Below are 26,854 nucleotides of genomic sequence, written 5' to 3' on the forward strand. Positions count from 1 at the left end.
CCGACAGTGGTCGTCGCTCCGTCTTCGGTCAGCGTGCCGGCATTCACATTGTGCGCCACAGGCAGGTCGTCGACGATCTTGACCGACAGCATGCCGGGTAGAGAGATGTCGCCGTCGCTGTCGGTGACCGTCACCGTCATGTTGTCGTAAATAGAATCTGTTCCCGCGCTGGGATGAGTCTCGCTGTGGACAAGTGTGTAGCTGTAGCTCACCTGGCCGGTGCTGGCGTCATAACCGGTGATGGTCACTATGTTGCCGAGCGGCGTGGTGATGCTGATCGGCGTCGATACGCTATTGCCAAGGGCGGCACCCGAGATATCCTGGCCGGCGATGGTCAGTTTGCCGATGCCGTCGGGCGAGGTGATGGTGAAGGTGCCTGTGCCGATCTCGCTGGTGTCGGCAGCCGAGGTCAGGCCCTTTTCGTGTACGGTGGTATCGCCGCCATCGACGGAAGGCGTCAGGTCGGCGATAGACGGCGTTGAATCGGGCAGGAGGCTCGGGAACAGCTCGCGATGATCCGGCTGCCCAAACTGCAAAGCCGTCGGCGGCAGAAGCGCCGACAGTCCGAAGCCGTCGCCGATCCCGCCGGCAGGCTGTTCGAAATTTCCGCCGGCGCTCGAGGTCGTGCTGCCACCGGCCGATATCGAGCCGTCCGCGCCAAAGGCGACATCGACATGGCTCGCTTCCAGCGCTGCGATCAAGGCCACGCGCGGCACTTCGACGTCGCCGATGATGAAGGTCGGCACATGCAGGGCACCGTCCTTGATGACGATGACCGAGCCGTCCGCCTGCTCGAGCACGAGGTTGTGGCCGTCGACCTTGATGTTGTCGATCGAGACATTGGCGGGAAGTTTGACGACGTTGCTTGCGTCCGCGACGTATTCGTGCGGGGCGTTTGCCGCTGGCGGAGCTGCCGCCGGCGCGCCGCCACCGACATCGACCGGCACAGGCTCGGCCGCGGCCGGCGCTGTTTGGACCGGTGCCGCCGCTTGCTCGGCCGGCGCGGCTTGCGCCACCACCTGGGTCGGCGCTGTCAGGTCGTGATGATCGCTGGAGACGGAATGCTCGTCCCACGAGTTCGAAAGATTGTCCAGTTCAATACTGTTCGCCATAGCTTAAACCCCTCCGGTATTTCCCGGATAGAGACAGGCGGCGGCTTGACTTTGCAACGGTCCGTCAATCCATTCTATATATTTGGATATGCCTTCGATGACTTTTTTTACGCTTGGTAAACTGTGAACATATAATCAGTTATATGTTGTCTGGAAGGCATAGCGCTTCGCCACCGGCGGCGCGGAAAACTTGGTAAATATAAGTATAAATACGCGTAAAATTTTACTAAAATCAGTAAAGCGAATTCACGGGAAACTTATCCATCTTCCTTTCCAGTAATTTGAGACAAAATTGGTAGCGTCCACAGTCAAAGGTGGGCGTCATGAAAAAACAAAAGAATGCTCCGGGGAAGTGCAAGCTCAAGCTGCTTCTGCTGGCGGTGGGGATAGCCGGCTCGGCGCAGCCAGCCCTTGCCGGACCCGTCATCAGGAATTTCATGCCCGAAGCAGCACTGCTTGGAGTGGTCCAGGCGCCGCTTGGCCTCGGCGGCATTTCGCTGCAGAGATACCAGCCCTGGCAGCCGGCCACCCCCTACCGGATCAGCCTTGTCTTGAACGGATATGGTCCCGTTTCCGCTCAAGACGGGTCCAGCGCCTCGATGGCGCAAGAGGGCAGGGGTGTCGACCCGATGCAGACGGCGTCGATTATCCCGGGCGTGTTCGGGTCGGTTGCGCTGTCCATGCGCAATTTTCCCGTTTCGGCGCGTTGGGCACCGGTCTACCGAGCCATAACCGCTTGCACCGCGGGCAGCCCCTGTGACCACGAGAGCCCGGCCTTCGCGGCCATGGTCTCGGCTGCCCAAGGCAAGGGATTCGTCGAAAAACTGTCGTTCATCGACAGCGGCATCAACCACCTGATCGCCTATAAGAAGGACAGCGTCGTTTACGGCAAGCTTGATTACTGGGCGAAGCCTTCGGAGATCCTCGCCAATCGTGCTGGCGACTGCGAGGACTTCGCCATTCTCAAGATGACCGCGTTGCTGAGGGCCGGCATTCCGGCACGCAGCATGTCGCTCGTCGTTCTCCAGGACCGCAAGCGGGGCTTTTTCCACGCCGTGCTTTCGGTCAGCACCGCAAGCGGCGCTTACATTCTCGACAGCCTCAACGATACCGTGCTCAAGGACAGCGCCCTTCCGAATTATCAGCCACTGTACTCGTTCAGCACCGACCGGGCCTGGATCCACGGGTCCAAATCGGGGGACGCCCAGATGGCCGATGTCAAGGGCGGTTTCGCAACCGTCGCCCCTGGCGAAGGCGTCCAGGCGGAAGTCAAGTAAGGGGCCCGCGCGCCGGCTTTCTTGTCCCGGTTGATTGGCGGAACAATTGCGGGAAAAGTCCCTTGGTGGTTTTCCGGCGGAATTGCGTCAGGCAGATAGGGCCGTTCGGCGTTTGCGTGAAACGAGGAACGGCGCTAGCCGTTGAAGACGAAAGCCATCAGCAATTCCAGGTCCAGCACCGGCGCCCGCACCACGTTCAACTGGCCCCGGTAACGGCGTTCGCCGGCTCCAATCACAAATCCGCTCGCAACGGCAACATCGCCATTGGTGTCGAGGCGGGCGAATATATCGGCCACGTTGAGGTCCAGCGCCAGCTTCAGGTCCTGGCGCGTGTCTTCGTCGAATGCCGCCGGCAATTGTCGTTTGACCAATTGCTGGAACGGCGCATTGAAGGTCACGATCTTCTTCGTCGAGGCCAAGGCGAAGGCCGGCGACGGGCAGGCAAGCAGAATGGCGTTTATCGTCCTGATCGATGCAAGCCTGCGCAAATTCAGGTTCTCGCGCCCCAACTCGCGTATGCAGGCCACCCGGATTGCCGAGGTCAAGTTTCCTTTCTCCGCGTGACCTTCGGCGATCTCGTCGACCAGCATGCCGATCGTGCATTTGCGGCTCTCAGCCATCTGTTTCAGCGAAACCCAGAAAGCCCGTTCCAGCCGAATGCCGCGCCGGATACCGCCGCGCGCCACGACGCGGAACTCGAGTTCGAAGTCTTCTGTCGGGAGTGGCAGAAGCAAGCGGTCGCTCCGGGTCGCGGGAGAGGTGGCGCTAGCGCTCACTCATTGCCTCCTGGCGGGCTTTGTTGATCGGCTTCAGCAGGTAGCTCAGGATCGTCTTGCGACCGGTCTTGATATCCACGGAACAGATCATGCCGGGGATGATCGAATATGCCTTTCCGTCTCGCTCCAGTGTCGATCTATCGGTTGAAACACGCACCTGATAGTAGGGCTCGCCCGTCTTCTGATCGACCAGGCTGTCGGCGGTTATGTTTGAAACCTTGCCCTCGATGCCGCCAAAGATCGAGAAATCGTAAGCCGTGACTTTGATCAAGGCATCCTGATCTGGGCGGATAAACGCGACATCGCGGGGCGAAACACGTGCTTCGACCAGCAATGTCTCGGAAGTGGGGACGATGCCGGCCACGACAGTACCCGGCTGGACGAAGGCGCCGACGGTGTTCAACTCCATCGTGTTGACGATGCCGTCCACCGGCGAGCGGATATCCGTTCGCGCGACCTTGTCGGTCGCGCCGCGAATGGTTTCGTCCACCACTGAAAGATCGGCCAAGGCCTGCGTCAGGTCATCGAGCGCTTCCTGCTTCAACTGCAGCCCGAGTTCCTCGACCTGGAGCTGCGCCTCGGTGATCGCCGACTTGCCCTTCTTTATCGTCTCGCCGGCCAGGTTCAATTGGCCGTTGAGTTCGGTCTGTTCCTGCTCGACCTTAAGCTGCTCGGTCCTTGCCATCAGACCTTTCTTGACCATCGCCTCGACCAGCTTCGCCTGCTGGTCGCTCACAGCCAGGTTTTTTATCAGGCGGTCGAGATTGGCGTTCGCCTCGTCCAGTTCCTTTTCGCGCTGGTCGAGTCGCGACTTGAGCACCGACAGCTTGTTGTCGAAGTTTTCGCGCCGGGCAACGAGGAGGTTTTGCTCGTTGTCACAGATTTCCGGTGCCACGGATTGGATGTCCTGCGGACAAGGAAACGATCCGGTGATGCTGCCGCTCTGTTCGTATTTGAGCCTGGCGATGCGTGTTTGCAGGGCCCGCGCCTTGGCTTGCTGTTCGCCGAGGCTGGATGTGTTCAAAGTATTGTCGAGACGGATAATAAGGTCGTTCTTCCTGACGACCTGCCCCACCTTCACGGCGATTTCCTGAACGACGCCCGGCTCGCTGGCTTGAATGACCTGGGTCTTGGAGGCCGGTATGACCTTGCCGTCGCCACGCGCGATCTCGTCGACCTCGGCGAAGGACGACCAAGCGACAAAGGCGGCGAAGAGCGCCCCTATGATGAATATGGACGCCGTCGCGAAAAGCGGCGGGCGGTCTTCCCTGGCAAGCATTTCCCACGCCCCGTTATCATATCGGTTTCAGCCCGATATAATTTGTTCATTCAGGAGTTCGTTCTCTGCAGCGCCTGAATGACTTGTTCTTTTGGCCCGTCGGCAACTATCTTTCCTTGTTCGATAACAATGAGGCGATCAGCCAATTCGAGCATGCTGAAGCGATGCGTCGAGACGATCAGCGTCGTGTTGTGGTCGAAAGCGGTCTTGAGTTGCTTTATCAGTTGCCGTTCCGACGCCAGATCCATCGAGCCGGACGGTTCATCCAGAAAGACGATCTTCGGCTTGGTCAAAAGCAGCCGGGCGATCGCCACCGTCTGTCTCTGCCCGCCGGAAAGATTGGTGCCCCGTTCACCGACGTCCATGTCGTAGCCGCGCGGATGGCGAGACACGAACTCGTCGACGCCGGCGGCTTTCGCGGCTTCGATGATCTGCTCGTCGGTCGCCTCCGGAGATGCCATCAGCAGGTTCTCCTTGATGGTGCCCGAAAACAGATCGCCGGCTTGCGCGACGATGCCGACGGCGGCGCGCACCTCTGACGGGTGATACTGGCGGATGTCGATGCCATCCAGCAGCAATTCGCCGGAGCTTGGCAGAAAAAGCCTGCCGATCAGGCGTCCCATCGTCGTCTTGCCTGACCCGATGCGGCCGATGATGCCGATGCGCTCTCCCGGCTTCACCGAAAAGTTCAGGCCGGACAAAACCTCGTTTTCCGATCCGGGGTAGACGAAGCCGACATTCTTGAACGTCATCGCTCCATTGCGAATCGGGCGATTGACGAAGCCCACCGTATCCGGCCGGTCCTCCGGCTGGGCCATGATGGAATTCACCATTCTCAAGGAGAGCATGGCCTGGCGAAATCTCGACAAGGTGATCGCGATCTGGCCGAGCGGAGCCACGGCCCGGCTTGCCAGCATCACCGTTCCGATGATGGCTCCTGTCGAAACATGCCCTTCCGAAAAGGCGTAGGCTCCAGCCACGACCAAGGCGACCGTCACAAGCTGCTGGATGGCCTGGGTGATGTTGCCGGCCGCCGCCGAGAGCTGCTTGATCTTCTCGGAAGTGTTGGCCGCATTCTTCGAATGCTCGCCCCACTTCCTCAGCAAATAGGCTTCGGCTCGCAGCGACTTGATCGTTTCCAGCGTGGAGATGGACTCGACCAGCAGAGCCTGGCGCTGGGAGGCTTCATTCATGGAGGCTGCGACCCGTTTGCCGATGCGGCGTTGCGTGACCAGGCCAACGACCACCGACGCCACAAATGCGAGGGCCGGGATGACGACCAGCCAGCCGCCGATCGCATAGATGACGAGCAGGAAGATGAAGACGAAAGCCGTATCGATGAACACGCTGATCGTGTTGGAGGTGAAAAATTCCCTGACGAACTCATATTGGGTGACGCGGTTGGCATATTCGCCTGTCGAGCCCGGGCGCGCGGACAGGGATGAATTCAGCACCTTCTCGAACAGCAGATACGATATCCGCAAGTCCGCCTTGCGCCCGGCATAGTCGATGAGCGAGGCTCGGGCCGTTTTCAAAAGCAGATCGAAGAGAATGACGGCGCCAATGCCGATCGCCAGCACCCAAAGCGTCGATATCGCCTTGTTCGGCAATATGCGGTCATAGACATTCATGGTGAAGATCGGCGAGGCGATGGCCAAAAGATTGATGAAGATCGCCGACAGCACGACCTTGGAATAGGTGCGCCAGAAAGCGCCCATCGTCCCCGTCAGCCAATGGCGCCGCTCGATCTGCTGCGCCGACCCGACCTTCATGCCCTCGGTGGCGTTGGCATAGGTGATCGAGAAGGATACACCGCCACTGATGTAACTTGCGGCCAGCTCGGATTTGCCGATAGTCGTGCGCCCGTCTTCCTGCGGGGCCGTAAGATACCCGTCGCCGTCGATTTCCGCCAGCAGGGCGACCGGCAACTGACTGACACGGAAGAGAATTGCCGGAAGATCGACACGACCGCGCAGGAAGTCGCGATGGTTGAATTCCTGGGTCTCGAGACCGATGCGCTCGGCAAGATGCCGGATCTCGGTGACCTCGATGCGCGTGTCCGAAATCGGCACTCCGGCAAACAGCACGGTCTCGGCGCTCGGCCTGCCGAGATAGGCAGCCACCGCCGAAAAGCAGGCCTTGAACGCCTCCTTGGGCGACAGAATATGTGGCTGCTGATTCACGACCCGCCCGCCAGAACCCTCAACACTCCTTACGGCTCACTTCTTCCTGACAGGGGCGAGGATATCGAAGGGCAGGTCGTTCTTCTGTTCCGACGGGGTCCGTGCATAGGTTTCGGTGTCCGGGATCTCCGGAACCGCGAATTCATCCTTGGCGTAGGCCGCGGCCTGCTTCGGCGGCTGGATGTCCATCGTTTTCAGCAACTGCCCGGTTGCCGCCAGAAGTCGGTATTGGGCAAAGAGGGATGCGTAGGACGCGGTGTCCGCCAGCGTTGCTGTGTTGAACCGCGTATTCTGCGCATCCAGCACATCGAGCAGCGAGCGCTGTCCGACCTTGAACTGCTCGCGATAAGAGGCAACCAGCTTCTCGTTGGAAGCGGCTTGCAGCTTCAGGGTCTTTGCCAGGTCGGCTTGCCGGAAGCGGCGATCCCACGACGTGCGAACGGCTTCTTCGATCTCCCGCAGAACCTGATGCAGCCCAAGCCGCTGTTCGCTGGCGCGGCGGATCTGCTCCTGCTCATTCGCTTTGTCGATGCCGCCCCGATACAGGTTCCACCGCAGCACCACCCGTGCCTGCAGATCGGAGGTGTCTCCATTGTCGCCGTCAATGTCGTATCCGGCCCGGGCAACGCCTTCGGCGACGACCGACGGGCCGTATTTCGCCCGAGCGGCGTCAACCTGCGAGCCCGCGGCGGCGATATCGCTATTGGCCATGTGGACGCGCGGGTTGTTCTCCCGCGCAATGCCCAGCGCGTCGTCCAGGGACCTTGGCAGTGCAGAGGAAACGTCGCCTGGCCGCGATGCATTGGTCAGCGGTTTCCCGACGGTCTTGAAGAAACGTATTCTCGAGGCCTCGAGTTCCTCGGAAGCCTCCTGCATGCGGGCCTTGGCCGCAAACAAGCGCTCCTCGGCCTGTTGCCGGTCGGCTTCGTTCAATCCGCCGCCTGCTATGCCTTCCCTGATGTCGTGGAGAATCGCTTGGTGAAAGCCCAGATTCTTCTTTGCCTCGGCCACGATCGAGGCCTGAAGCATGTATTCCAGGTAATCCTGGACGACAGACAGCCCGATGAACTCAGATCGCTCCAGCACGCGGAATGAGGCGCCATCCACTCGCGAGGCTTGACGGTTGAGTTCGGCTCGCCTTGCGCCACTATCATAAAGCGTTTGCGAAACCGTCAGATCGGTCTCCGCGGGATAAAGCGCATCGTGCTCGATGGAGAGCGCGCGGCGGGAGGAGTTGTCCAGGCGGCGAGCACCAGCGGATGCCTCCAGGTCGACGCTTGGAAGATAGAGCCCTTTTGCTTGCCGCAGTTCGAACTCGATGGCCTCGCGGTTTTCGATGGCCTGGCCGATTTCCGGGTTGGATTCCACCGCGACCGCCATGGCTTCCTTGAGTGTCAGCGCATGCGCGCCCCAGCAGCTCAGCATGGTAGCCGTCATCAAGAGACCAACGCCCATGACCTTGGTCGACAGACCTGTCGTCTTCATTTTCCCACCCACGTTTCCCCGCGCTTTTTAAGAGCGCCCCAGCCGGGCTTGGCGCCTGACCTTGCCACTATCTTGCAAATTAACGTGCGCGTTTCATTATTAAGCTGTGACTAAATCATAGAATTTAGGCAGACGGTCAAAAAATGTAGCAAAAATAGCACACATTTGGGACGCCGGCGGGATCAAATGCCGGTATCGAAACTTGAAGCCCCGAGACAAGATATTGAAGATGGGCAACAGCAAGCCTGTTCTGGCATATGCCGATGAGTACGCATGTCCGCAAACAAAGTTGCTCTCGCGGAGGCAATAAGGCGCCTTCAACAGCTCGGGTGCAGAAGGATTTGGTCCGGCCCACCCAGATTGACGACATGTTCTGGTCGCGCCCGCTGTGGTTTGCGAGATCGCTGACGCACTGCCGAGCGTGACACTTCTTGGTTAAGTCTAGGCTGCAGAGTGTTTGGATCAGGGCTTATTCGGTGCGCGCTTCGGCCTCGAATGGAGTCTGCGCTTGGCTGGGGCGCCAGGATTCGAACCTGGGAATGTCGGTACCAAAAACCGATGCCTTACCACTTGGCGACGCCCCAATAGCCGTCAGAGTCGCTGTGCGGCGCGTTATTAGCAGAGCAGCCGAAAAGCACAATGCTTATGAACGACCGCGAAGACGCTCGGCTGACCAGCGGTGCAATCGGCGCTTGGTGATCCACAAGCGGACTAGTGGGACCACACAGCCAGCTCGTTGCCGGCTGGATCGACGAAGTGGAAGCGTCGGCCGCCGGGGAATGAGAATATCCGCCTGACGATCGTTCCGCCGGCGCTTTCGACGGCGCGAAGGGTTTCCTCCAGATTGTCGCTGTAAAGCACGGGCAACGGCTTGGCCGGTGCTTCCGCGGCATCGGCCTGAAAGCCGCCATCCAGGCCCTCGGCGAAGGCCGAATAGGTCGGCCCATAATCTGTGAAAGACCAAGCGAAGGCGGCGCTGTAGAAGGCCTTCAACCGATCCAGCGTGCCGCCGGTCGCCGGCATTTCCAGATAGTCCAGTTTTCCAGGCTGTTTCATGACGCACCTCTTGTTCCCTTTATGTTCTAGACGTCGAGCCGTGAGGTGGCAAGTCTTTTTGCCACAGGCCCAGGCGGAGTTTTTTCTTAATCGATTGTAGCGGCCGAACGGCTTGCCGACGCCTTGCCTTTCGCACTGCAGCATCATATCGCTCCAAAGTCGGGCACGGATGGAACTTTGCGTTTCGCCAATCTTTCCAATCTCCTGCAACCGGAGAGCAAGCATGACCAAATGGGTTTTCACCTTTGGCGATGGTGCGGCGGAAGGCCGTGCCAGCGACAAGAATCTGCTGGGCGGAAAGGGCGCCAACCTGGCCGAGATGTGCAGCCTGGGGCTGCCAGTGCCGCCGGGCTTTACGATCACCACCGAGGTCTGCAATGCCTATTATGCCAACGGTCGCACCCACCCGGCGGGATTGGAGGCTGATGTCGCAGTCGCCCTCGACCATATCGGCCGGCTGACTGGCCGCCGGTTCGGCGACCCGTCGAAGCTGCTCCTGGTTTCGGTGCGTTCCGGCGCCCGGGCGTCGATGCCCGGCATGATGGACACCGTGCTCAATCTCGGATTGAACGACGAGACAGTCGAGGCGCTGGCCGCCGATTCCGGCGATGCGCGCTTTGCCTATGACAGCTACCGCCGTTTCATCCAGATGTATTCCGATGTCGTCATGGGCCTCGATCACGAGGTGTTCGAGGAAATCCTGGAAGACCAGAAAGCCAGCCTCGGCCACGAGCTCGATACCGAACTGACGGCGATCGAATGGCAAGGCGTCATCGCGCTCTACAAGGCCAAGGTCGAGGAGGAACTCGGCAGGCCGTTCCCGCAGGATCCGCACGAGCAACTCTGGGGCGCGATGGGCGCGGTGTTTTCAAGCTGGATGAACAACCGGGCCATCACCTACCGGCGTCTGCACGATATCCCGGAAAGCTGGGGCACGGCGGTCAATGTCCAGGCCATGGTGTTTGGCAATATGGGCGAGACCTCGGCCACCGGCGTTGCCTTCACCCGCAACCCCTCGACCGGTGAAAAAATGCTTTATGGAGAGTTCCTGGTGAATGCGCAGGGCGAGGATGTCGTCGCCGGCATCCGCACGCCGCAGAACATCACCGAGGCGGCGCGCATCGCGGCCGGTTCCGACAAGCCTTCGCTGCAGAAGCTGATGCCGGATGCCTTCCAGTCCTTCGTCACCATCTCCGACAGCCTGGAAAAGCACTACCGCGACATGCAGGATCTCGAATTCACCATCGAGCGCGGTAAATTGTGGATGCTGCAGACCCGGTCCGGCAAGCGGACCGCCAAGGCGGCGCTCAGGATCGCGGTTGAAATGGCAAGGGACGGCCTGATCACGAAGCAAGAAGCCGTCGCACGCATCGATCCTGCTTCTCTTGACCAATTGCTCCACCCGACCATCGACCCAAAGGCCGCACGAGACATCATCGGCGTCGGGCTGCCGGCGTCTCCGGGTGCTGCCACCGGCGAGATCGTCTTTTCTTCCGGCGATGCCGAGGATCTGAAGACGCAGGGGCGCAAGGCGATCCTGGTGCGTATCGAGACCAGTCCGGAAGATATCCATGGCATGCATGCGGCCGAAGGCATCCTGACCACGCGCGGCGGCATGACCAGCCACGCAGCGGTCGTCGCGCGCGGCATGGGCAAGCCTTGCGTGTCGGGAGCCGGCTCGCTGCGCGTCGACTACAAGGCAGGCACGCTGGTCTCGATGGGGCAGACCTTCCGCAAGGGCGACATCATCACCATCGACGGCGGCAACGGCCAGGTGCTCAAGGGCGCCGTGGCGATGCTGCAGCCGGAATTGTCCGGCGATTTCGCCGCCATCATGGAATGGGCGGACGCGGTACGCCGCATGAAGGTGCGCACCAATGCCGAAACGCCGCTCGATGCCCGCATGGCGCGCTCCTTCGGCGCCGAGGGCATCGGGCTATGCCGCACCGAGCACATGTTCTTCGACGGCGCCCGCATCGTCGCCATGCGCGAGATGATCCTGGCCGACACCGAGAAGGATCGCCGCGCGGCGCTGGCCAAGCTTCTGCCCATGCAGCGCTCGGATTTCCTGGAGCTGTTCGAGATCATGGCCGGCCTGCCGGTGACGATCCGCCTGCTCGATCCGCCGCTGCACGAATTCCTGCCCAAGACCGAAGCGGAAGTCGCCGAAGTCGCGGCCGCCATGAACGTGTCGGCAGACAAGCTCAGGCAGCGCACCGAGGCCCTGCACGAATTCAACCCGATGCTAGGCCATCGCGGCTGCCGGCTCGCCGTCTCCTACCCCGAGATCGCCGAGATGCAGGCGCGCGCCATTTTCGAGGCGGCAGTCGAGGCCGGCAAGAAAGCCGGCGCGCTGGTCGTCCCCGAGATCATGGTGCCGCTGGTCGGTCTGGCGAAGGAACTCGATTTTGTGAAGGCACGCATCGACGCCGTCGCCAAGAGCGTCATGGACGAGAGCGGCGTCAACATCGATTACCTGACTGGGACCATGATTGAGCTTCCCCGCGCGGCGATCCGCGCCCATGTCATTGCCGAGTCGGCCGAGTTCTTCTCCTTCGGCACCAACGACCTCACCCAGACCACCTTCGGCATCTCGCGCGACGATGCCGCCTCCTTCCTGGAGACGTATCGCCAGAAAGGCATCATCGAGCAGGATCCGTTCGTTTCGCTCGACATTGAGGGCGTCGGCGAACTGGTGCGCATGGCGGCGCAGAAGGGCAGGGCGACGCGACCCGACATCAAGCTCGGCATCTGCGGCGAACATGGCGGCGATCCCTCGTCGATCCGCTTCTGCGAGGAGGTCGGGCTCGACTACGTCTCCTGCTCGCCCTACCGCGTGCCGATCGCCAGACTGGCAGCGGCGCAGGCTGCAGTGCAGACAACGACCACGGGGCGTGGATAGACCGGTCCGAGCTTACGGTTTTGTATGAAAACTCACGCGAACGTGCTAGAGGTATCGCGCAATCTCGCCATTGTTTCTGACCAATTTCGTGATGATCGCCAAACGTCTCCGGAAACATATGTTGCAGATTTCACCCGCTCCGTTCCGCTCGATCCTGATCATTCAAACGAAGTTCATAGGCGATATCGTCCTCGCTTCGACCCTCGCCAGGAACCTTCGGCTCGAATTCCCCGGTGCCAGGATCGTGTTCCTCTGCGAAGCGCACTTGGCGAGCTTCGTGATTGCGCATGGCATCGCTTCGGAGGTGGTTCCGTTCAGGCGGGCTCGCGCGCGGGGCACCCCGCTGGAGCGCGGAAAAGAGCTCTACGCAACGGTGAAGGCGCTGCGCGGCTTCTGCTTCGATTTGACGATCGACCTGACCGATTCGAAGACCTCTCGGCTTATCAGCGGCTTGGTCAACGCAAAGACACGCGTCGGCTACAATCCCCCGGAAAGGCCGCTGAAGCTGCTGGAGCGGCAGCCCGCCAATGTGTTTGCCAAACCATTCGGGTTTGGCGGCCAGCATTTTGTTTATCGCTATCTCTCCCCTCTTGAAGCGCTCGGCATCGATCTGCGGGTGACGGTACCGAGCCTCCAGCCGCCGCCATTCGAGGCCGCGAAAGCCTTGGCGCTTCTGGGCACGCACCACATCCGTCCGAACGCCTTCGTCGCTGTCCACGCAGGCGCGAGTTTCAAGGGCCGGCAGTGGCAGCCGGAACGGTTTGCCGAGGCGATTGACCAGATTGCGGCCGAAACCGGACTGGGCATCGTCCTGGTGGGAGGGCCGGGCGAAGGTGAAACCGCCGCGCGGATCGTTGCCGAGACGGCGACGCCGGTGGTGGACCTGGTCGGAGCGCTGTCGCTCGAGACCCTGCTGGCCGTCCTGGAACAGGCTCGGCTGTTTCTGGGCAATGAAAGCGGGCCGATGCATATGGCCGCTGCCGCCGGCACCCCGGTTGTCGGCCTTTTCGGCCTGACGCATCCGTCACGCTGGGGACCTGTCGGCGTGCCCAGCATCGCGCTTCGGCCGTCAATGCCATGCGACTGCGTGGCCAAGGATTTGTGTCGCCGAACCGATCCCAGCAAGGCGTGCTGCGTTTGGCGCCTGGAGGTGAAGCCGGTTGTCGAAGCGGCGCGCGAAATTCTCGCGCGCACCGAGCTGAAAAATGAACGCGCTGTCTGAGGGCGATGGAACGGCAAGACTGTCGCTGAACGGCTCGTCGACCAAGTGGGAGGTCAAATTGCCGCGCCAGGCGTTTTTCTGCTATCCCTCGTCCGATTTCCGCCTTCATGCGGGTCTTGGGATGTCGGCTTGAAACCGCCGGTGGGGAACTTGGTTCGATGCATTTGCCGCAAAAACATCTCTGCATGATCGCCATGTCGGTGGCGCTGATATCCAGCGCCCATGCCACGCCGCTGGTCGAACCCACGCTGCACATCAAGCCGGCTGCAAGCGGAACCGGTCGCGTTGCACTCACGCTCGATGCCTGCGGCGGCAAGACCGACACGCGCATTCTCTCGGCGTTGGTGGACAACAAGATACCGGCTACCATTTTCGTCACCGGCATCTGGCTGAAGCGCAACGCCGAGGCCGTCGCGATCATGCGGGCGCATCCCGACCTGTTCGAGCTGGAAAATCACGGTGGCCGGCATATCCCGGCGGTCGACACGCCACAGAAGATCTATGGCATACGCAGCGCCGGCAGCCCGGAAGCAGTCCTTGCCGAAGTCGAATCGGGGGCCGCGGCTCTGGCCACGACCGGCGAACCGGCGCCGAAATGGTTCCGTGGCGCAACAGCCGAATACAGTCCCTCGGCCATTGCGATGATCCGCAAACTCGGCTTCAAGATTGCCGGCTTCTCGATCAATGGCGACGGTGGCTCGCTGCTCGGCGCCAAGGAAACGGCCAGGCGCATCGCCGCCGCCAAGGACGGTGATGTCATCATCTCCCACATCAATCAGCCGACCCATGCCGCCGGCGAGGGCGTGGTTCAGGGCCTGCTGGCGCTCAAGGACAAGGGCATGACCTTCGTGCGCCTCGACGATGCCGACGGAACGGGTAATCACGGCACCACCGACTAAGGGCCGGCATCACCCGAATATCAATGCCCCTGAGTGTCTTCAAGCCGAAGCGTTCAGTCCGGCTTGGCCTCGATGCTGACCTTGCTGGCGTAGAACGCGCCGTGGTCGCGGATGTCGGTCATCTCGTCGAAGGGCTGCCGATAGGCCCACATCGCGTCCTTGCCCGCTTCGCCCGCCGGCAGCACGCTCCAATAGCTGGCATCACCCTTGTAGGGGCAGTGCGTCGCGTGATCCGTTCGGCTGAGCTTGTCGAAATCGATATCGGCGAACGGAATGTAGAAGGCGGCGGGGTAGGGGGCCTCCGTCAGCACTTTCGCCTTGGCGGAAGAAGCGATGACCGTACTGCCGGCGCGGATTGTGACGGTGCCGGAATAGGGCTCTATCGTAATGATCTTGTCGGGATTGCGCTGGAAGCCGGGTGCCGGGTTGGCGATCTTGTCCATGCTGGTTCTCCTTGCCCCGACCTTAGGTGTGGTGGGCGACCGGATAGAACAAGGCCCGTGGTCACAAACAAGCAGACACCAAGCGCCCGTGCGTGGCGCAAGACTGGCCTTGGCGTGGCAGCGGAAAATCAGGCAGCGGTTTTGAAGGCGTCCATCAGCCCGGCATAGGCGGCCGCGATGCCCGCCACCGGGTTGCTGCTTCTCGAGATCGTCTCGACCTTCAGCGCCCCTCCGACGGTTGGCAAGGTGAGCAGAAGGAACTGGCGATTGCCGCCATCGCCGACGGATGCCGCCGCGACGTGCTGGCCTTCGCCTTCGTTCTGGACGCACATCTTGAACAGCAGTGTGCCGCCGACCGCTTCGAGCGCGCCGCCGACAACTTCGACGAACTCGTCTTCGGAAACGGTCTTTTCGTCCGGCACCAGATCGGCCAGGCTTTCGGCAAGCGTACTCTCGAGAACCTTATCGTCGAGCGCGTCCATGCGAACCTCTTTCAGTCGCCAATCGCACCCCTTTGCCCGTTAACGAAGCTTAACACCGACGATGGCCGGATTATGGCACTTTTTGCTGTTGGTCCGATCACGAGGAGTTTGCGCCGATGGAATCTATTTGAAGCTCCTGCCATTCGATCGGCGGCAGGGGCCCCCAAATTTCAGGAGCGCTTCAGAAGCGACCAGACGGCCGGCACGAGGCTGGCCGCGAGCGCGACCTTGATGAGATCGCCGACGATGAACGGCACGACGCCGAACTGCCAGGATTTTTCCGGACCGATGAGCATTGCCAGCCAGGCAAAACCCATCGCCATCATCACCCCTTCGGCAACCAGCATGGCGTTGAAAAGCTTGATCGGATGACGGTCCCAGCCGCGGTCGGCGGCCCAGCCGACAATCGCCGCCACGACCACGAAGCCGGCGAGATAGCCGCCGGTCGAGCCGAGCATATAGGCAATGCCGATGCCTTTTTCCGGCGTGCCCTGGAAGACCGGGAAGCCCATGGCGCCTTCCGCCATGTAGAGCAGCAGGGTGGCGACGCCGAGCCGCATGCCGAAGGCGGCGGCGATCAGCAGGACGGCGAGCGTCTGCATCGAGAGGTCGACAGGCCCGAGCATCACCTTGGTCTTGGCCGAAAGCGTCAAGAGCAGCGTCCCGGTGATCGCCAGCAAAAACTGCGTTGCCAGTCGCGCGGCACCTTCCTGCGGCAAGGCCAGGAAAACAAGCGGGCGCGTCGTCGTTGCGGTTGTCATGGTCTTCCCCAATTCAATCTTGCCGCGAACCAGAAATCGCGGTCTTGCATTTTCCTATATTGGCTTGCGTGCTATGCGGCAATCTGTTTTGCCGTTCCGGGAACAAAGCGCCGACATGGCTCTCAAATTCGATATCAGCTTCGACCCTGCTTACCGCCGAGGTGTAAGGGTGGCCCCCGACGTGCAACGCGTCACGGCCCCTAATCCCAGTCCCTTCACTTTCCACGGCACCAACAGCTACGTCGTGGGCCACGATACGCTGGCGGTGATCGATCCGGGGCCCGATGACGAAGCGCATCTTCAGACCTTGCTCGACGTGATAGCGGGCCGGCCGGTGAGCCACATTTTCGTCAGCCACACGCATCGCGACCATTCTCCGCTGGCGGCCCGGTTGAAGGAGCGCACCGGCGCCCAAGTGCTGGCGGAGGGACCGCACCGGCCGGCGAGGCCCTTGCACATTGGCGAAACCAATGCGCTCGACGCCAGCGCCGACACCGCTTTCATTCCCGACATCGCCTTGCCGGACGGCGAGCTGGTCAGCGGCGACGGCTGGGCGATCCGGACCGTCCTGACGCCCGGCCATACCGCCAACCATGCGGCATTCGCGCTGGAAGGCACCGGCATCCTGTTTTCAGCCGATCACGTCATGGGCTGGGCAACCTCGATCGTCGCGCCGCCGGACGGGGCAATGGCCGACTACATGGCATCGCTGGACCGCCTGATCGAGCGCGGTGACCGGCTGCTGCTGCCTGGCCATGGGGGACCGGTGACGGCGCCGCGCGCTTTCATGCGCGGGCTGAAGACCCATCGCAAGATGCGCGAACGAGCCATATTGGAACGGATCAGGGCCGGCGACAGGACAATCCTCGACATGGTCAAGGCGATCTACAGGGATACCGATCCCCGGCTGCACGGCGCCGCCGGCCTGTCGGTGCTTGCCCATCTGGAGGACCTGGTGGCGCGCGGCGTGGTGGCGACGGACGCCGCTCCCGCCATAGATGGCATTTTCACGCCTGGCCGATAGCCCTGCCGCCGCCCACCCGTTCACCAATCATCGTCGCGGCGCGCGATTTGCTCGAAAAATGGCTATTGTGCCGGCGCCGCGCCGATCTGGCCGGCGACTTCCTGATCGAGCTCCGTGAGGAATTCAGTGATGCGCGCGGCATTGTCGCCAAGGTCATGGCGGCCGTAACGCGAGGCGGAGCGCATGTCGACGATGACCGTGTCGCCGTCATCCGTGACGCGAATGGCGACGTCGGCGGGAAGGCCAAGAACGAAACTCGAGGCGACGGCGGTGATTGTCACCTCCGTCTGTCCGGCGAGTTCGGGATAAGGCTCCGAAAGGTCCCAGCCGCGCCGGTCGAGCACAGTTTCAACGGCATTGACGACGGTCTCGAACGGCAGGTCGTAGCTGCGTGCGGTGACCAATGGATAGCTGTCCGTCTGCAACGTCTGCTCACCCGGCGTCGACGGGGACACTGCGTTCATGTCCTTGGTCCGGTCGCTGACATCGAGCGCGGGCGGTTCATCGAAATCGGTCGAAATGTCCCGCAGCGGCGGATAGATCGTCGCCCAGTAGGCGGCAACGCCGTACGGGGTGAGCACCAGCAGCGCCAGCAAGGCGCCGACGGTGAGATCACGGCCACCACGGTCACCGAAATTCCACAGCCTCGCAAAGGCCAGGCCGGCAAACAGCAGCGCCAGCGCCGCCAGCAGGGCAGCAATGCCCAGTACCCACAGGAAGACCGGCGTTTGGACGAGGCCGAGCCTATGGCCGACAAAGTTCGTCAGCAAAAGCACCGCCGAAAAGGCGCCCGTGCCCCGCGACCAGCCGGCAGCTTTCGACGTTTGCCGTTCGGGAATGCTAACCATTATTCTCTGCGCTGCCCCAACCCGGATGGAGGTTTAGTGCCTTTTTGCGGAAACAAGCAACATCCTCTCAATCGGTCGGCAAGCGATAGTCCCTGAACTGCTGACGCAAGGTGATCTTCTGGATCTTGCCTGTGGCGGTATGCGGTATCTCACCGACGAAAGCGACGTCGTCCGGCATCCACCATTTGGCCACCTTGCCATCCATGAAATCGAGAATCCCGGCCTTGGTCGGTTCCTTGCCCGGCTTGGCAACGACGACCAGCAGAGGCCGCTCGCCCCATTTCGAATGCTTGACGCCGATGGCCGCGGCTTCCGCCACATCGGGATGGCCAACGGCCAGATTCTCCAGGTCGATGGTCGAAATCCATTCGCCGCCGGACTTGATGACGTCCTTGGCACGGTCGGTGATCTGCATGTAGCCGCCGGCATCGATATGGGCGACGTCTCCAGTGTCGAACCAGCCGTCCACGTCGAACTGCTCCGCGCCCGCACCGCCATAATAGGCGCGGGCGACGGCCGGCCCGCGCACCTTCAGCCGGCCGAACGTTTTGCCGTCCCAGGGCTGCGGATTGTTCTCGTCGTCGGTCACCTTCATTTCGACGCCGAAAGGCGGGTAACCCTGCTTGCTCTGGACGTCGAGCCGAGCCTCGCCTTCGAGGCCGGCATAGTCCGGCTTCAAGGTGCACAGCGTGCCGAGCGGCGACATTTCGGTCATGCCCCAGGCATGGATGACCTGGACACCGTAATCGTCCTGGAATTTCGTCATGATCGCGCGCGGGCACGACGAGCCGCCGATCACGACCTTGCCGAGATGGGGAAGCGTCTTGCCAGTCTCCTCCAGATATTGCAGCAGCATCATCCACACGGTCGGCACGGCGGCGCTGAACGTCACCTTTTCCTGATCGAGCAATTCATAGATCGAGGCGCCGTCCATCTTGCAGCCTGGCATGACCAGCTTGGCGCCGATCATCGGGCCGCTCTGGCCAAGACCCCAGGCATTGGCGTGGAACATCGGCACCACCGGCAGAATCGTGTCGCGCGACGACAGGCCCATGGCGTCGGGCATGGCCGCGATCATGGCGTGCAGCACGTTCGAGCGATGACTGTAGACGACCCCCTTGGGATCGCCCGTCGTGCCCGACGTGTAGCACATGCCGGCGGCGGTGCCTTCGTCGAAGCTCCTCCAGGCGAAATCGCCATCGACCTCTCCGAGCCACTCCTCATAGGCGACGGCGTCGGGCAGGGTCGTTTGCGGCATGTGCGCCTTGTCGGTGAGCACGATTACCTTCTTCAGCGATTTGACGGCACCGGCAATCTTCTCGAGCAACGGGATGAAGGTGAGGTCGACGAAGACGGCCTTGTCCTCGGCGTGGTTCATGATCCAGACGATCTGCTCGGGAAACAGGCGCGGATTGAGGGTGTGGTAGATAGCACCGATGCCCATGATGCCGTACCAGGCCTCGATGTGGCGGGCGGTGTTCCAGGCCAGCGTCGCGATGCGGTCGCCCAAGGCAAAACCGTCGCGCTCCAGGCGCTGGGCGACCTTGAGGGAACGACGATGAAGGTCGGCATAGGTGGTGCGCACGATCGGCCCCTCGATCGAACGCGACACGATCTCCCGCGCACCATGCTGCCGCTCGGCGTTGTCGATCAGCTTGTGGCACAGCAGCGGCCATTCCTGCATCAGTCCCAGCATGCCGGGTTCCTCCATCACGCTTTCACGGTGCGCTTTTGATCGCATTGTGAAGCGAACCGGGGAATTGTCCAGCGTCCACAAGCGCAGCGGGCGAAAGTCGGAGTTCGAACCTGTATCGGCAAACGGTTGAATCCGGACGGCTTTTTGATTTCGCTTGGCTGCATCGGGCCCGGACCGGCCATCGATGGCGATCTGGCCAGGCGGTTGGCCGATTTGGCATGGGCGCTTGGTCGGCACCAAAGACATCACCTCTATATATCGGCTGAGGGTTCGGCAGGTTTCTCAAGGATTGGAGAATAAGCCGGGACATTAGCCGCGGCTTTTAAATTGCAATGCAGCAATGCTGCCGATCAGAACTTCTGCCAACTATTCCGCTAAATAGATGCTTGCTGGTGAGGTCGCACTGGCGTAGCTCTTGATCTTCGACTGAGTCGAATCGCCAATGGTGAGGGGTCCGGTTCGCTTTGCGAAGGAACGGCCTGCCAAGTGTAGTGGCGATTGCCGACACGGGCACCTTTCGGGGGAAGGGGAAGAAGTTGAATGTCGCAACATCAACGATTGTCGGAAGCCGGCACTTCCTGTTCAGAATTCGTTTTCAACTCATCGGCGGACTGACATTCGCGATCATCGCGCCAGCACTGATCCGGATAGCATCCTATCCGGACGCGATCTATTCGGCCAATCTGCAGATAACGGTCGCGGCTGCCATCATTGCGCATGTTACCGGCTTTCTTGCCTATCGCCGCATTGGCAATTTTCCGGGCGTGGCCGCGGCCAGCTATATCCTGCCGACATTCGTCCTGTCCTACGGTCTTGTTTTCTTGACGATTTTCTTTTTCCGCTTCGAGTATAGCCGGTTTCAGGCCGCCGCCAGCTTCACGCAATCCACGCTCTGGTATTTCGGCCTGAGCCTCATGACCCGGCGTCTTGAGCCGTACCGGCTGGCCGTCATTCCCGGCGGCAATGTCGAGCGCCTCAGGGCCCTGCCGGGCGTGCACTGGTTCTGGCTCAAGTCGCCCGGCACCGTTATCGAAAGAGTTAACGGCGTTGTTGTCGATTTGCGTGCGGACCTCGGCGCCGAATGGGAGCGCTACATCGCCGACCGGGCGCTGTCGGGCACGCCCGTCTATCACGTCAAGCAGGTCAGCGAATCGTTGACCGGTCGTGTCGAGATCGAACATCTATCGGAGAACACGCTCGGCTCGCTCAATCCGAACCAGGCTTATCTCAAGATCAAGCAGGCCATCGACTGGACCTCCGCGCTTGTCCTTGTCGTGGTTCTTTGTCCCGTTCTGCTGCTGGTCGCCCTATCGATCCGGCTGGACTCGGAAGGCCCCGTGCTGTTTCGCCAACCCCGCATGGGCTACCGGGGCAGGATCTGCACCGTCTACAAATTTCGTTCGATGAGGCAGCAGACCGGCTCCGGCAGCGACAAGGACAAGGCGATCACCAAACGGGATGACGATCGCATCACGCGGGTCGGGAGCTTCCTGCGCAAGTTCAGGATCGACGAACTGCCGCAGGCCATCAACATCCTGCGCGGTGAGATGAGCTGGATCGGGCCACGGCCGGAAGCTGTCGTGCTGTCGCAATGGTATGAGGCGGAATTGCCGTTCTACCGGTACCGGCACATCGTCAGGCCGGGCGTGAGCGGGTGGGCACAAGTAAATCAGGGCCATGTCGCAGCGGTCGGCGATGTCATGGAAAAATTGCACTATGATTTTTACTACATAAAGAACTTCTCACCTTGGCTGGACGTGCTGATCGTTCTCAGGACCATAAAAACGATGTTCACCGGTTTTGGTGCGCGATAGCCAAATCAGGGCCTGAATCCGATCGCACGTGCAGGAAGCAATGGATCTCGCCTCAAGGAAAATAGCTGTCATCGGACTTGGCTATGTCGGTCTGCCGCTGGCTGTGGCCTTCGGGGCGACCAGGGATGTGATCGGCTTCGACATCAACCCGTCGCGCGTGGAGGCACTGAAGCGCGGCGAGGACCATACGTTAGAAGCCAGCGAGGAGGAAATCGCCGCCGCCAGAGGGCTGAAGTTCACCAGCGAGAAAGCCGATCTGCACGACTGCGGAATTTTCATCGTTACCGTGCCCACGCCGATCGACCGGGCCAACAGGCCGGACCTGAAGCCTCTCGTCATGGCGTCGACGACGGTCGGCGAGGTCATATCCCCGGGCGCGGTGGTGATCTTTGAATCCACCGTCTATCCCGGCTGCACGCAGGAAGTCTGCGCACCGCTGATCGAGAAACATTCCGGGCTGCGTTACAACAGCGATTTCTTCCTCGGCTACAGTCCAGAGCGCATCAACCCCGGCGATCGCGAGCACCGGCTGCAGACGATCGTCAAGGTCACCAGCGGTTCCACGCCAGAGGCGGCGGAGGCCATCGACGCGCTCTATGCCTCGATCGTGCCGGCGGGTACGCATCGTGCCTCCAGCATTGCCGTGGCCGAGGCCGCCAAGGTCATCGAGAACACGCAGCGCGACTTGAACATCGCCCTGATGAACGAGCTGTCGCTGATCTTCGGCAAGCTGGGCATCGACACGTCGGAGGTGCTGGAGGCGGCCGGCACCAAATGGAATTTCCTGCGCTTCACGCCGGGCCTCGTCGGCGGGCACTGCATCGGCGTCGATCCTTATTATCTCACCCACAAGGCCCAGGAACTCGGCTATCATCCCGAGGTGATTCTTGCCGGGCGCCGCATCAATGACGGCATGGGCCAGCATGCGGCGGACCAGACGGCCCGCCTGATGATGCGCAAGGGCATACCTGTCGTTGGCAGCCGGATTCTGGTGATGGGTGCGGCCTTCAAGGAAAACTGTCCGGACTTGAGGAATTCCAAGGTCGTCGACGTCGTCGCGCAACTGAGGCAGTACAATGCCGGCATCGATATCTGGGACCCTTGGGTCGACGCGCAGGAATGCGCACGCGCTTTCGGCACGGCGAGCGTGAAGGAGATGCCCGCCGCGCGCTATGACGGCGTCATCGTCGCTGTCGGACACGCGCAGTTCCGCAGCTTGGGCGTTGCGGGGCTGAAGTCGCTTTGCAAGGACCCCAGTGTAATCTACGACATCAAGGGGCTGTTCCCTAGGGACGTTACGGACGGGCGCTTCTGATGAAGGTATTGGTCACCGGCGCTGCCGGCTTCATAGGCTATCATGTCGCCAGGCGGCTCCTGGAGCGCGGTGACGAGGTTGTCGGCATCGACAGCATCAACGATTACTACGACCCGCAAATCAAGCAGGCGCGGCTGCGGCTCCTGGACGAGGCGAGCCGCAAGACCAATGCCGGCTATCATTTCATCCACGGCGATCTCGCCGACAGGGGCGTGGTTGACGGCTGCTTTGCCGACCATGCGTTCGACCGGGTGATCCATCTCGCCGCCCAGGCCGGCGTGCGCTACAGCCTGGAAAACCCGCGCGCCTATGTCGAGAGCAACATTATCGCCTACACCAACATGCTCGAGGCCTGCCGCGGCAGCCGTGTCGGGCACCTGACCTATGCCAGCACCTCGAGCGTCTACGGCGCCAACACCGACATGCCGTTTTCCGAGCATCGGCCGGCCGACCATCCGCTGCAGTTCTACGCCGCCACCAAGCGTGCCAACGAACTGATGGCGCACAGCTACAGCCACCTGTTCGGCCTGCCGACCACGGGGCTGCGCTTCTTCACCGTGTACGGCCCCTGGGGACGCCCTGACATGGCGCTGTTCCTGTTCACCAGGAGCATCCTGGCCGGTGAGCCGATCAAGCTGTTCAACAACGGCAATCACACGCGCGACTTCACTTATGTCGAGGACATCGCCGAGGGCGTGATCCGTACCAGCGACAGCCCCGCCGCGGCCAACCCGGCCTGGGATTCCGGCCGTCCGGATCCGGCGACCAGCAGCGCGCCCTGGCGCATCTTCAACATCGGCAACAACAATCCGGTGAAGCTGACCGCCTATGTCGAGGCGCTGGAAAACGCGCTCGGCCGCAAGGCGGTGATCGAGCTGCTGCCGCTGCAGGCCGGCGACGTGCCCGACACCTTCGCCGACACTTCGGCGCTGCAGGCGGCGGTCGGCTATCGCCCCCGCACCTCCGTCACCGAGGGGGTGGGGCGGTTCGTCGAGTGGTACCAGGATTATTTTGGGCGGGGATAGCGCGAACCGATAAGGAGGCAGTGTCGTTGCTGAGGGGGTTTGTACGCGCGAACGTGGCGGTCTCTGAATATCTTGACAGGGCCTTGCCGCCACGCCTTCGCGCGGACGGCAATAGCACGTTTGCGACCGAAATCGCGCCGGCGCTGCTGTCTCCGGACACATTGGTCTACGATCTGGGTGGAGGCGCAAGACCGCTCGTCAGCCTGCCGCAGAAGCGGTGCCTCGGGCTCGTCGTGGTCGGGCTTGATCTCGCCGCCGAGGAACTGTCCAAGGCCCCCGATGGACTCTATGACGAGCAGATCGAGGCGGACCTTACCGTGTTCAAGGGAAGGCAGGACGCTGATCTGGTCATATGCCAGGCGACCCTGGAACATGTTCGCGATGGAGAGGGCGCGCTTCGCGGCATCGCCAGTTGCGTCAAGCCGGGCGGTTTGGTTGCCATTTTCTCGCCGTCACGCAATGCCGTTTTCGCCAGGTTGAACCTGATTTTGCCAGAGAGGATCAAGCGGCGGCTGCTGTTTGCCATCTATCCCGACAAAGGCAGGGGTCACGACGGATTTCCGGCTTTCTACGACAAATGCCTGCCAAGCGAGGTGGAAAGGATCGCGGCGCAAAATGGGCTGGAGCTTGTCCAGCGGCGCCTGTTCTGGAGAAGTTCATACTTCTATTCCTTCGTGCCGGCTTTCCTAGCCTGGCGCCTCTGGCTTGGCATCACCGCTCTCTTGCTCGGCAAGGATGCGGCGGAGACCTATGCCTATGTCTTTCGGCGAAAACAGTGATCCGTCGAAGATATTCTCCGCCGGTCCTGGCCCGTTTCCGGTTGCGCCTGATTTCCAACGGGAGAGCTAGAGCCGAACGAGGCGGTATGGCGGCGACCGGGCTTCGAACCGGATGAAGCGAACGAGGAAAGATAGAAAGTCGCCGGGCGGTCCGGATGCCCGGATCGCCGTCTTCATCCCCTCGCTGCGGGCAGGTGGCACCGAGCGCGCGATGCTTACCCTGGCCCGGGAATTCGATCGGCGTGGGCTGGTGACGGATCTCGTACTTGGATGTGCGATAGGTGAATATCTTCCCCTGGTTCCCGACACGATAAGGATAGTGGATCTGCAGGCGTCTCGCATGCTGTTTTCCCTGTCCGGCCTTATTCGCTACGTCAAGGCGGAGCAGCCGCGGGTGATGCTGGCGGCGCTGCCTCACGCGAACATCCTGGCAATAGTGTCGTCCTTCCTGTCACGGCAAGGGGTGCGTACGGTCATATCCGAGAGAAGCAACCTGTCCAGGACCCTTGCGGATACGAAACTGATCCGTGAGAGATTTCTGCCGTTCCTCATGCGAATGACATACGGTTATGCCGACAGGATAATAGCCGTCTCACATGGCGTTGCGGACGATCTGATCAGGCGCATCGGGCTCGACCCGAATTCTGTCGAAGTGATCCACAACCCGTTGGATATAGAACACATTCAGGCACAGGCCAGCGCGCCCATCGATCATCCGTTCGCGGACGAGGACGGCAGGTCCCTGCTGGTCGCCGTCGGTCGCCTCGATTTCGCAAAGGACCATGCCACTCTGATTAGCAGCTTTTCACAGGTCGTAAGGAAACGACCCGTCAAACTGGCGATTGTGGGGGAAGGGCCGCTGCGCGCGTCGCTGCAGACGATGATCGATGAACTCGAGTTGCGTTCCTCGGTCGCCCTGGTCGGCTTTTCGAAAAATCCGTATCCGTGGATGCACCGCGCCGCGCTGTTTCTCCATTCGTCGCGAAGGGAGGGCTTTCCCAATACGATTATCGAAGCCATGGCCTGCGGAGCCAGGGTGGTGAGCACGAATTGCGAAAGCGGCCCAGCGGAAATCCTGGAGGACGGCAAGTGGGGGCGGCTTGTCGCGGTGGGCGACGTGCAAGCCTTCGCGGCCGCGATATTGGCCGGCCTCGATGACATCAGCCCACCCGATGTCAGACGTCGAGCCCAGGATTTCAGTGTCGAAAAAGTGGCTGACGCGTATCTGCTCGCGATGGGTATGGGCCTGGCGAGCGCCACCCGAAAGGAGCTCCCGGATTAAAGTCCTGCATGTCATCACCGGGCTGCACAATGGCGGTGCTGAGGCGGCTTTGTTCCGTCTCTGCATGGCCGAGCACACTCATTCGCACGCCGTGGTCTCGCTTTCCGACGAAGGAAAATATGGCCCGCTGCTTCGGGAGGCGGGGGTGCCCCTGACCTGTCTGTCGATGCCGAAGGGAAGGCTAAGCCTCGGCGGGCTGGCGGCATTTCGGCGTGTCTTGTCAGCCCATCCGCCTGATATCGTCCAGTGCTGGATGTACCACGCAAATCTGGTTGGAGGCGTCCTGTCTCGGCTTGCGGGTATCCGGCTGGTGGTTTGGGGAATGCACAATTCCGGTCTGGATCCGCTTGTCGCCCCCTTGGCCACGCGGACGGCGGACCGGGCCTGCGCGCTCATATCCCGGGTGGTCCCGACCCAGATCGTGAGCTGTTCGCAACAGGCATCACGGCGCCATATCAGCGCGGGTTACTCGGCTTCGAACTGGACGATAATTCCGAACGGTTATGATCTGGCTGTCTTCGAGCCGGATGAGAGGGCGCGCAGTCGGCTGCGCCGGGCCTGGTCGATAGAGGAAGGCCAATTCGTCATCGGAAGCGTCGCCCGCTGGCATCCCGACAAGGATCACAGGAATCTCGCCGCTGCCTTGGCCAAGCTGTCGGCGCGCGCCGAGTTCCCTTTCAAATGTATTCTCGCCGGCCCCGGAATCTCTCCTGAAAATACCGACCTTGCCGGACTGCTGGACCGTTACGGCGTTCGCGACAAGGTGATGCTGCTTGGTCCGAGCGACGGTGTCGCCGCTCTCATGAGTGCGTTCGACATCCATGTCCTTGCCTCGAGGCGCGAGGCATTCCCTAACGTCGTCGCCGAAGCCATGGCGTGCGGTACGCCTTGCGTAGCGACGGATGTCGGCGATATCGGCATGATTGTCGGCAACACCGGATGTGTTGTTCCGAGCCAGGATCCCGACGCGCTTTCTCGCGCCATTAGAAACATGGCTCTGGAAAACCGTGACTCGCCATCCTGGGAGACAAGACAGCAGGCATGCCGCAACCGCGTCGCGTCCGATTTTTCAGTTGAGCGGATGGCAAGGGCATACAGCGCGCTATGGGAAAGATTGTCTGCCAAGGGCTAGCGCACGGAAACGACCAGGAACAGACAATTATATGTTAAGCTCGCGAGTCATCAGGCAGACGG

23 protein-coding genes and 1 tRNA gene are annotated in these 26,854 nt (G+C 61.4%); 12 read left to right on the top strand and 12 right to left on the bottom strand.

From position 1 onward, the window contains the following. Positions 1 to 1,112: hypothetical protein (locus LB571_RS22665; RefSeq protein ID WP_411961390.1), on the bottom strand; the 1,112-nt coding region annotated here is incomplete at its 3' end. A gap of 323 nt (positions 1,113 to 1,435) precedes the next feature. Between LB571_RS22665 and LB571_RS22670 the strand changes: the two genes are divergently transcribed. Next, on the top strand, positions 1,436 to 2,389 hold the full coding sequence (locus tag LB571_RS22670; RefSeq protein WP_224598118.1) for a transglutaminase-like cysteine peptidase: 954 nt from the start codon (positions 1,436 to 1,438) through the stop codon (positions 2,387 to 2,389). A gap of 134 nt (positions 2,390 to 2,523) precedes the next feature. On the opposite strand, the gene LB571_RS22675 is transcribed toward LB571_RS22670, so the two are convergent. The 6 genes from LB571_RS22675 to LB571_RS22700 all read right to left on the bottom strand — a co-directional run bounded on the left by LB571_RS22675 (position 2,524) and on the right by LB571_RS22700 (position 9,168). Beyond that, complete coding sequence (locus LB571_RS22675) at positions 2,524 to 3,165, bottom strand: ribbon-helix-helix domain-containing protein (RefSeq protein WP_224598121.1); 642 nt, start codon at positions 3,163 to 3,165, stop codon at positions 2,524 to 2,526. After that, a complete protein-coding gene (locus LB571_RS22680; protein WP_224598125.1) occupies positions 3,155 to 4,444 on the bottom strand; it encodes an HlyD family type I secretion periplasmic adaptor subunit in 1,290 nt (429 codons plus the stop codon). The genes LB571_RS22675 and LB571_RS22680 overlap by 11 nt, the downstream gene beginning before the upstream one ends. A gap of 50 nt (positions 4,445 to 4,494) precedes the next feature. Continuing rightward, complete coding sequence (locus LB571_RS22685) at positions 4,495 to 6,627, bottom strand: type I secretion system permease/ATPase (protein ID WP_224598126.1); 2,133 nt, start codon at positions 6,625 to 6,627, stop codon at positions 4,495 to 4,497. A gap of 36 nt (positions 6,628 to 6,663) precedes the next feature. Beyond that, the gene (locus LB571_RS22690) at positions 6,664 to 8,112 is read right to left on the bottom strand and encodes a TolC family protein (protein ID WP_015318755.1); all 1,449 of its coding nucleotides are present in this window, start codon (positions 8,110 to 8,112) and stop codon (positions 6,664 to 6,666) included. Between the two features lie 509 nt (positions 8,113 to 8,621). Then, a tRNA-Gln gene (locus LB571_RS22695) sits at positions 8,622 to 8,696 on the bottom strand. Positions 8,697 to 8,823: 127 nt separating this feature from the next. Continuing rightward, positions 8,824 to 9,168, bottom strand: a complete 345-nt coding sequence (locus LB571_RS22700; protein ID WP_015318754.1) for a VOC family protein — start codon at positions 9,166 to 9,168, stop codon at positions 8,824 to 8,826. Positions 9,169 to 9,391: 223 nt separating this feature from the next. On the opposite strand from LB571_RS22700, the gene ppdK reads away from it, so the two are divergent. From ppdK to LB571_RS22720, 4 genes are all read left to right on the top strand, one after another. Next, on the top strand, positions 9,392 to 12,070 hold the full coding sequence (gene ppdK, locus LB571_RS22705; protein ID WP_224598129.1) for a pyruvate, phosphate dikinase: 2,679 nt from the start codon (positions 9,392 to 9,394) through the stop codon (positions 12,068 to 12,070). Positions 12,071 to 12,443: 373 nt separating this feature from the next. Next, positions 12,444 to 13,292: a glycosyltransferase family 9 protein gene (locus LB571_RS22710; RefSeq protein ID WP_246677740.1), complete on the top strand. Its 849-nt coding sequence runs from the start codon at positions 12,444 to 12,446 to the stop codon at positions 13,290 to 13,292. After that, positions 13,276 to 13,425, top strand: a complete 150-nt coding sequence (locus tag LB571_RS22715) for a hypothetical protein (protein ID WP_015318751.1) — start codon at positions 13,276 to 13,278, stop codon at positions 13,423 to 13,425. Before LB571_RS22710 ends, LB571_RS22715 begins: the two co-directional genes overlap by 17 nt. Before the next feature lie 25 nt (positions 13,426 to 13,450). After that, the gene (locus LB571_RS22720) at positions 13,451 to 14,191 is read left to right on the top strand and encodes a polysaccharide deacetylase family protein (protein ID WP_015318750.1); all 741 of its coding nucleotides are present in this window, start codon (positions 13,451 to 13,453) and stop codon (positions 14,189 to 14,191) included. A 53-nt stretch (positions 14,192 to 14,244) separates the two neighbouring features. Here LB571_RS22720 and LB571_RS22725 read toward each other — a convergent pair whose 3' ends face one another. The 3 genes from LB571_RS22725 to LB571_RS22735 form a co-directional block, all read right to left on the bottom strand. Continuing rightward, positions 14,245 to 14,634, bottom strand: a complete 390-nt coding sequence (locus LB571_RS22725; protein WP_015318749.1) for a DUF427 domain-containing protein — start codon at positions 14,632 to 14,634, stop codon at positions 14,245 to 14,247. A gap of 128 nt (positions 14,635 to 14,762) precedes the next feature. Beyond that, the gene (locus LB571_RS22730; RefSeq protein ID WP_015318748.1) at positions 14,763 to 15,116 is read right to left on the bottom strand and encodes a hypothetical protein; all 354 of its coding nucleotides are present in this window, start codon (positions 15,114 to 15,116) and stop codon (positions 14,763 to 14,765) included. A gap of 170 nt (positions 15,117 to 15,286) precedes the next feature. Then, on the bottom strand, positions 15,287 to 15,877 hold the full coding sequence (locus LB571_RS22735; protein WP_224598138.1) for a biotin transporter BioY: 591 nt from the start codon (positions 15,875 to 15,877) through the stop codon (positions 15,287 to 15,289). Between the two features lie 115 nt (positions 15,878 to 15,992). Here LB571_RS22735 and LB571_RS22740 point away from each other — a divergent pair, with 115 nt between their 5' ends. Continuing rightward, positions 15,993 to 16,901 carry an MBL fold metallo-hydrolase gene (locus LB571_RS22740; RefSeq protein ID WP_224598140.1) on the top strand — a complete coding sequence of 303 codons (909 nt, stop codon included), beginning with the start codon at positions 15,993 to 15,995 and terminating at the stop codon, positions 16,899 to 16,901. Between the two features lie 62 nt (positions 16,902 to 16,963). Here the strand turns inward: LB571_RS22740 and LB571_RS22745 are convergent, their stop codons facing one another. Both LB571_RS22745 and LB571_RS22750 read right to left on the bottom strand, forming a co-directional pair. Next, the gene (locus tag LB571_RS22745) at positions 16,964 to 17,749 is read right to left on the bottom strand and encodes a DUF1499 domain-containing protein (protein WP_140618702.1); all 786 of its coding nucleotides are present in this window, start codon (positions 17,747 to 17,749) and stop codon (positions 16,964 to 16,966) included. Positions 17,750 to 17,816: 67 nt separating this feature from the next. Beyond that, entirely contained in the window at positions 17,817 to 19,445 is a 1,629-nt protein-coding gene (locus tag LB571_RS22750) for a fatty-acid--CoA ligase (RefSeq protein WP_224598142.1), read from the bottom strand. A gap of 536 nt (positions 19,446 to 19,981) precedes the next feature. On the opposite strand from LB571_RS22750, the gene LB571_RS22755 reads away from it, so the two are divergent. From LB571_RS22755 to LB571_RS22780, 6 genes are all read left to right on the top strand, one after another. Continuing rightward, positions 19,982 to 21,259: a sugar transferase gene (locus LB571_RS22755; RefSeq protein ID WP_224526043.1), complete on the top strand. Its 1,278-nt coding sequence runs from the start codon at positions 19,982 to 19,984 to the stop codon at positions 21,257 to 21,259. Positions 21,260 to 21,299: 40 nt separating this feature from the next. Continuing rightward, a complete protein-coding gene (locus LB571_RS22760) occupies positions 21,300 to 22,574 on the top strand; it encodes a nucleotide sugar dehydrogenase (protein WP_015318742.1) in 1,275 nt (424 codons plus the stop codon). After that, positions 22,574 to 23,599, top strand: a complete 1,026-nt coding sequence (locus tag LB571_RS22765; RefSeq protein WP_224598144.1) for an NAD-dependent epimerase — start codon at positions 22,574 to 22,576, stop codon at positions 23,597 to 23,599. Before LB571_RS22760 ends, LB571_RS22765 begins: the two co-directional genes overlap by 1 nt. 83 nt (positions 23,600 to 23,682) lie before the next feature. Next, positions 23,683 to 24,378: a class I SAM-dependent methyltransferase gene (locus LB571_RS22770; RefSeq protein WP_181166401.1), complete on the top strand. Its 696-nt coding sequence runs from the start codon at positions 23,683 to 23,685 to the stop codon at positions 24,376 to 24,378. Between the two features lie 112 nt (positions 24,379 to 24,490). Further along, positions 24,491 to 25,660, top strand: a complete 1,170-nt coding sequence (locus tag LB571_RS22775) for a glycosyltransferase (RefSeq protein ID WP_140788303.1) — start codon at positions 24,491 to 24,493, stop codon at positions 25,658 to 25,660. Further along, positions 25,551 to 26,792 (top strand): glycosyltransferase, encoded by a 1,242-nt coding sequence (locus tag LB571_RS22780; RefSeq protein ID WP_140663247.1) that lies wholly within the window; start codon positions 25,551 to 25,553, stop codon positions 26,790 to 26,792. Before LB571_RS22775 ends, LB571_RS22780 begins: the two co-directional genes overlap by 110 nt. The last annotated feature ends 62 nt before the right edge of the window (positions 26,793 to 26,854 follow it).

It is taken from the genome of Mesorhizobium sp. BR1-1-4, from assembly GCF_020165375.1.
In the GTDB taxonomy this organism is placed as follows: Bacteria; Pseudomonadota; Alphaproteobacteria; order Rhizobiales; family Rhizobiaceae; genus Mesorhizobium; species Mesorhizobium australicum.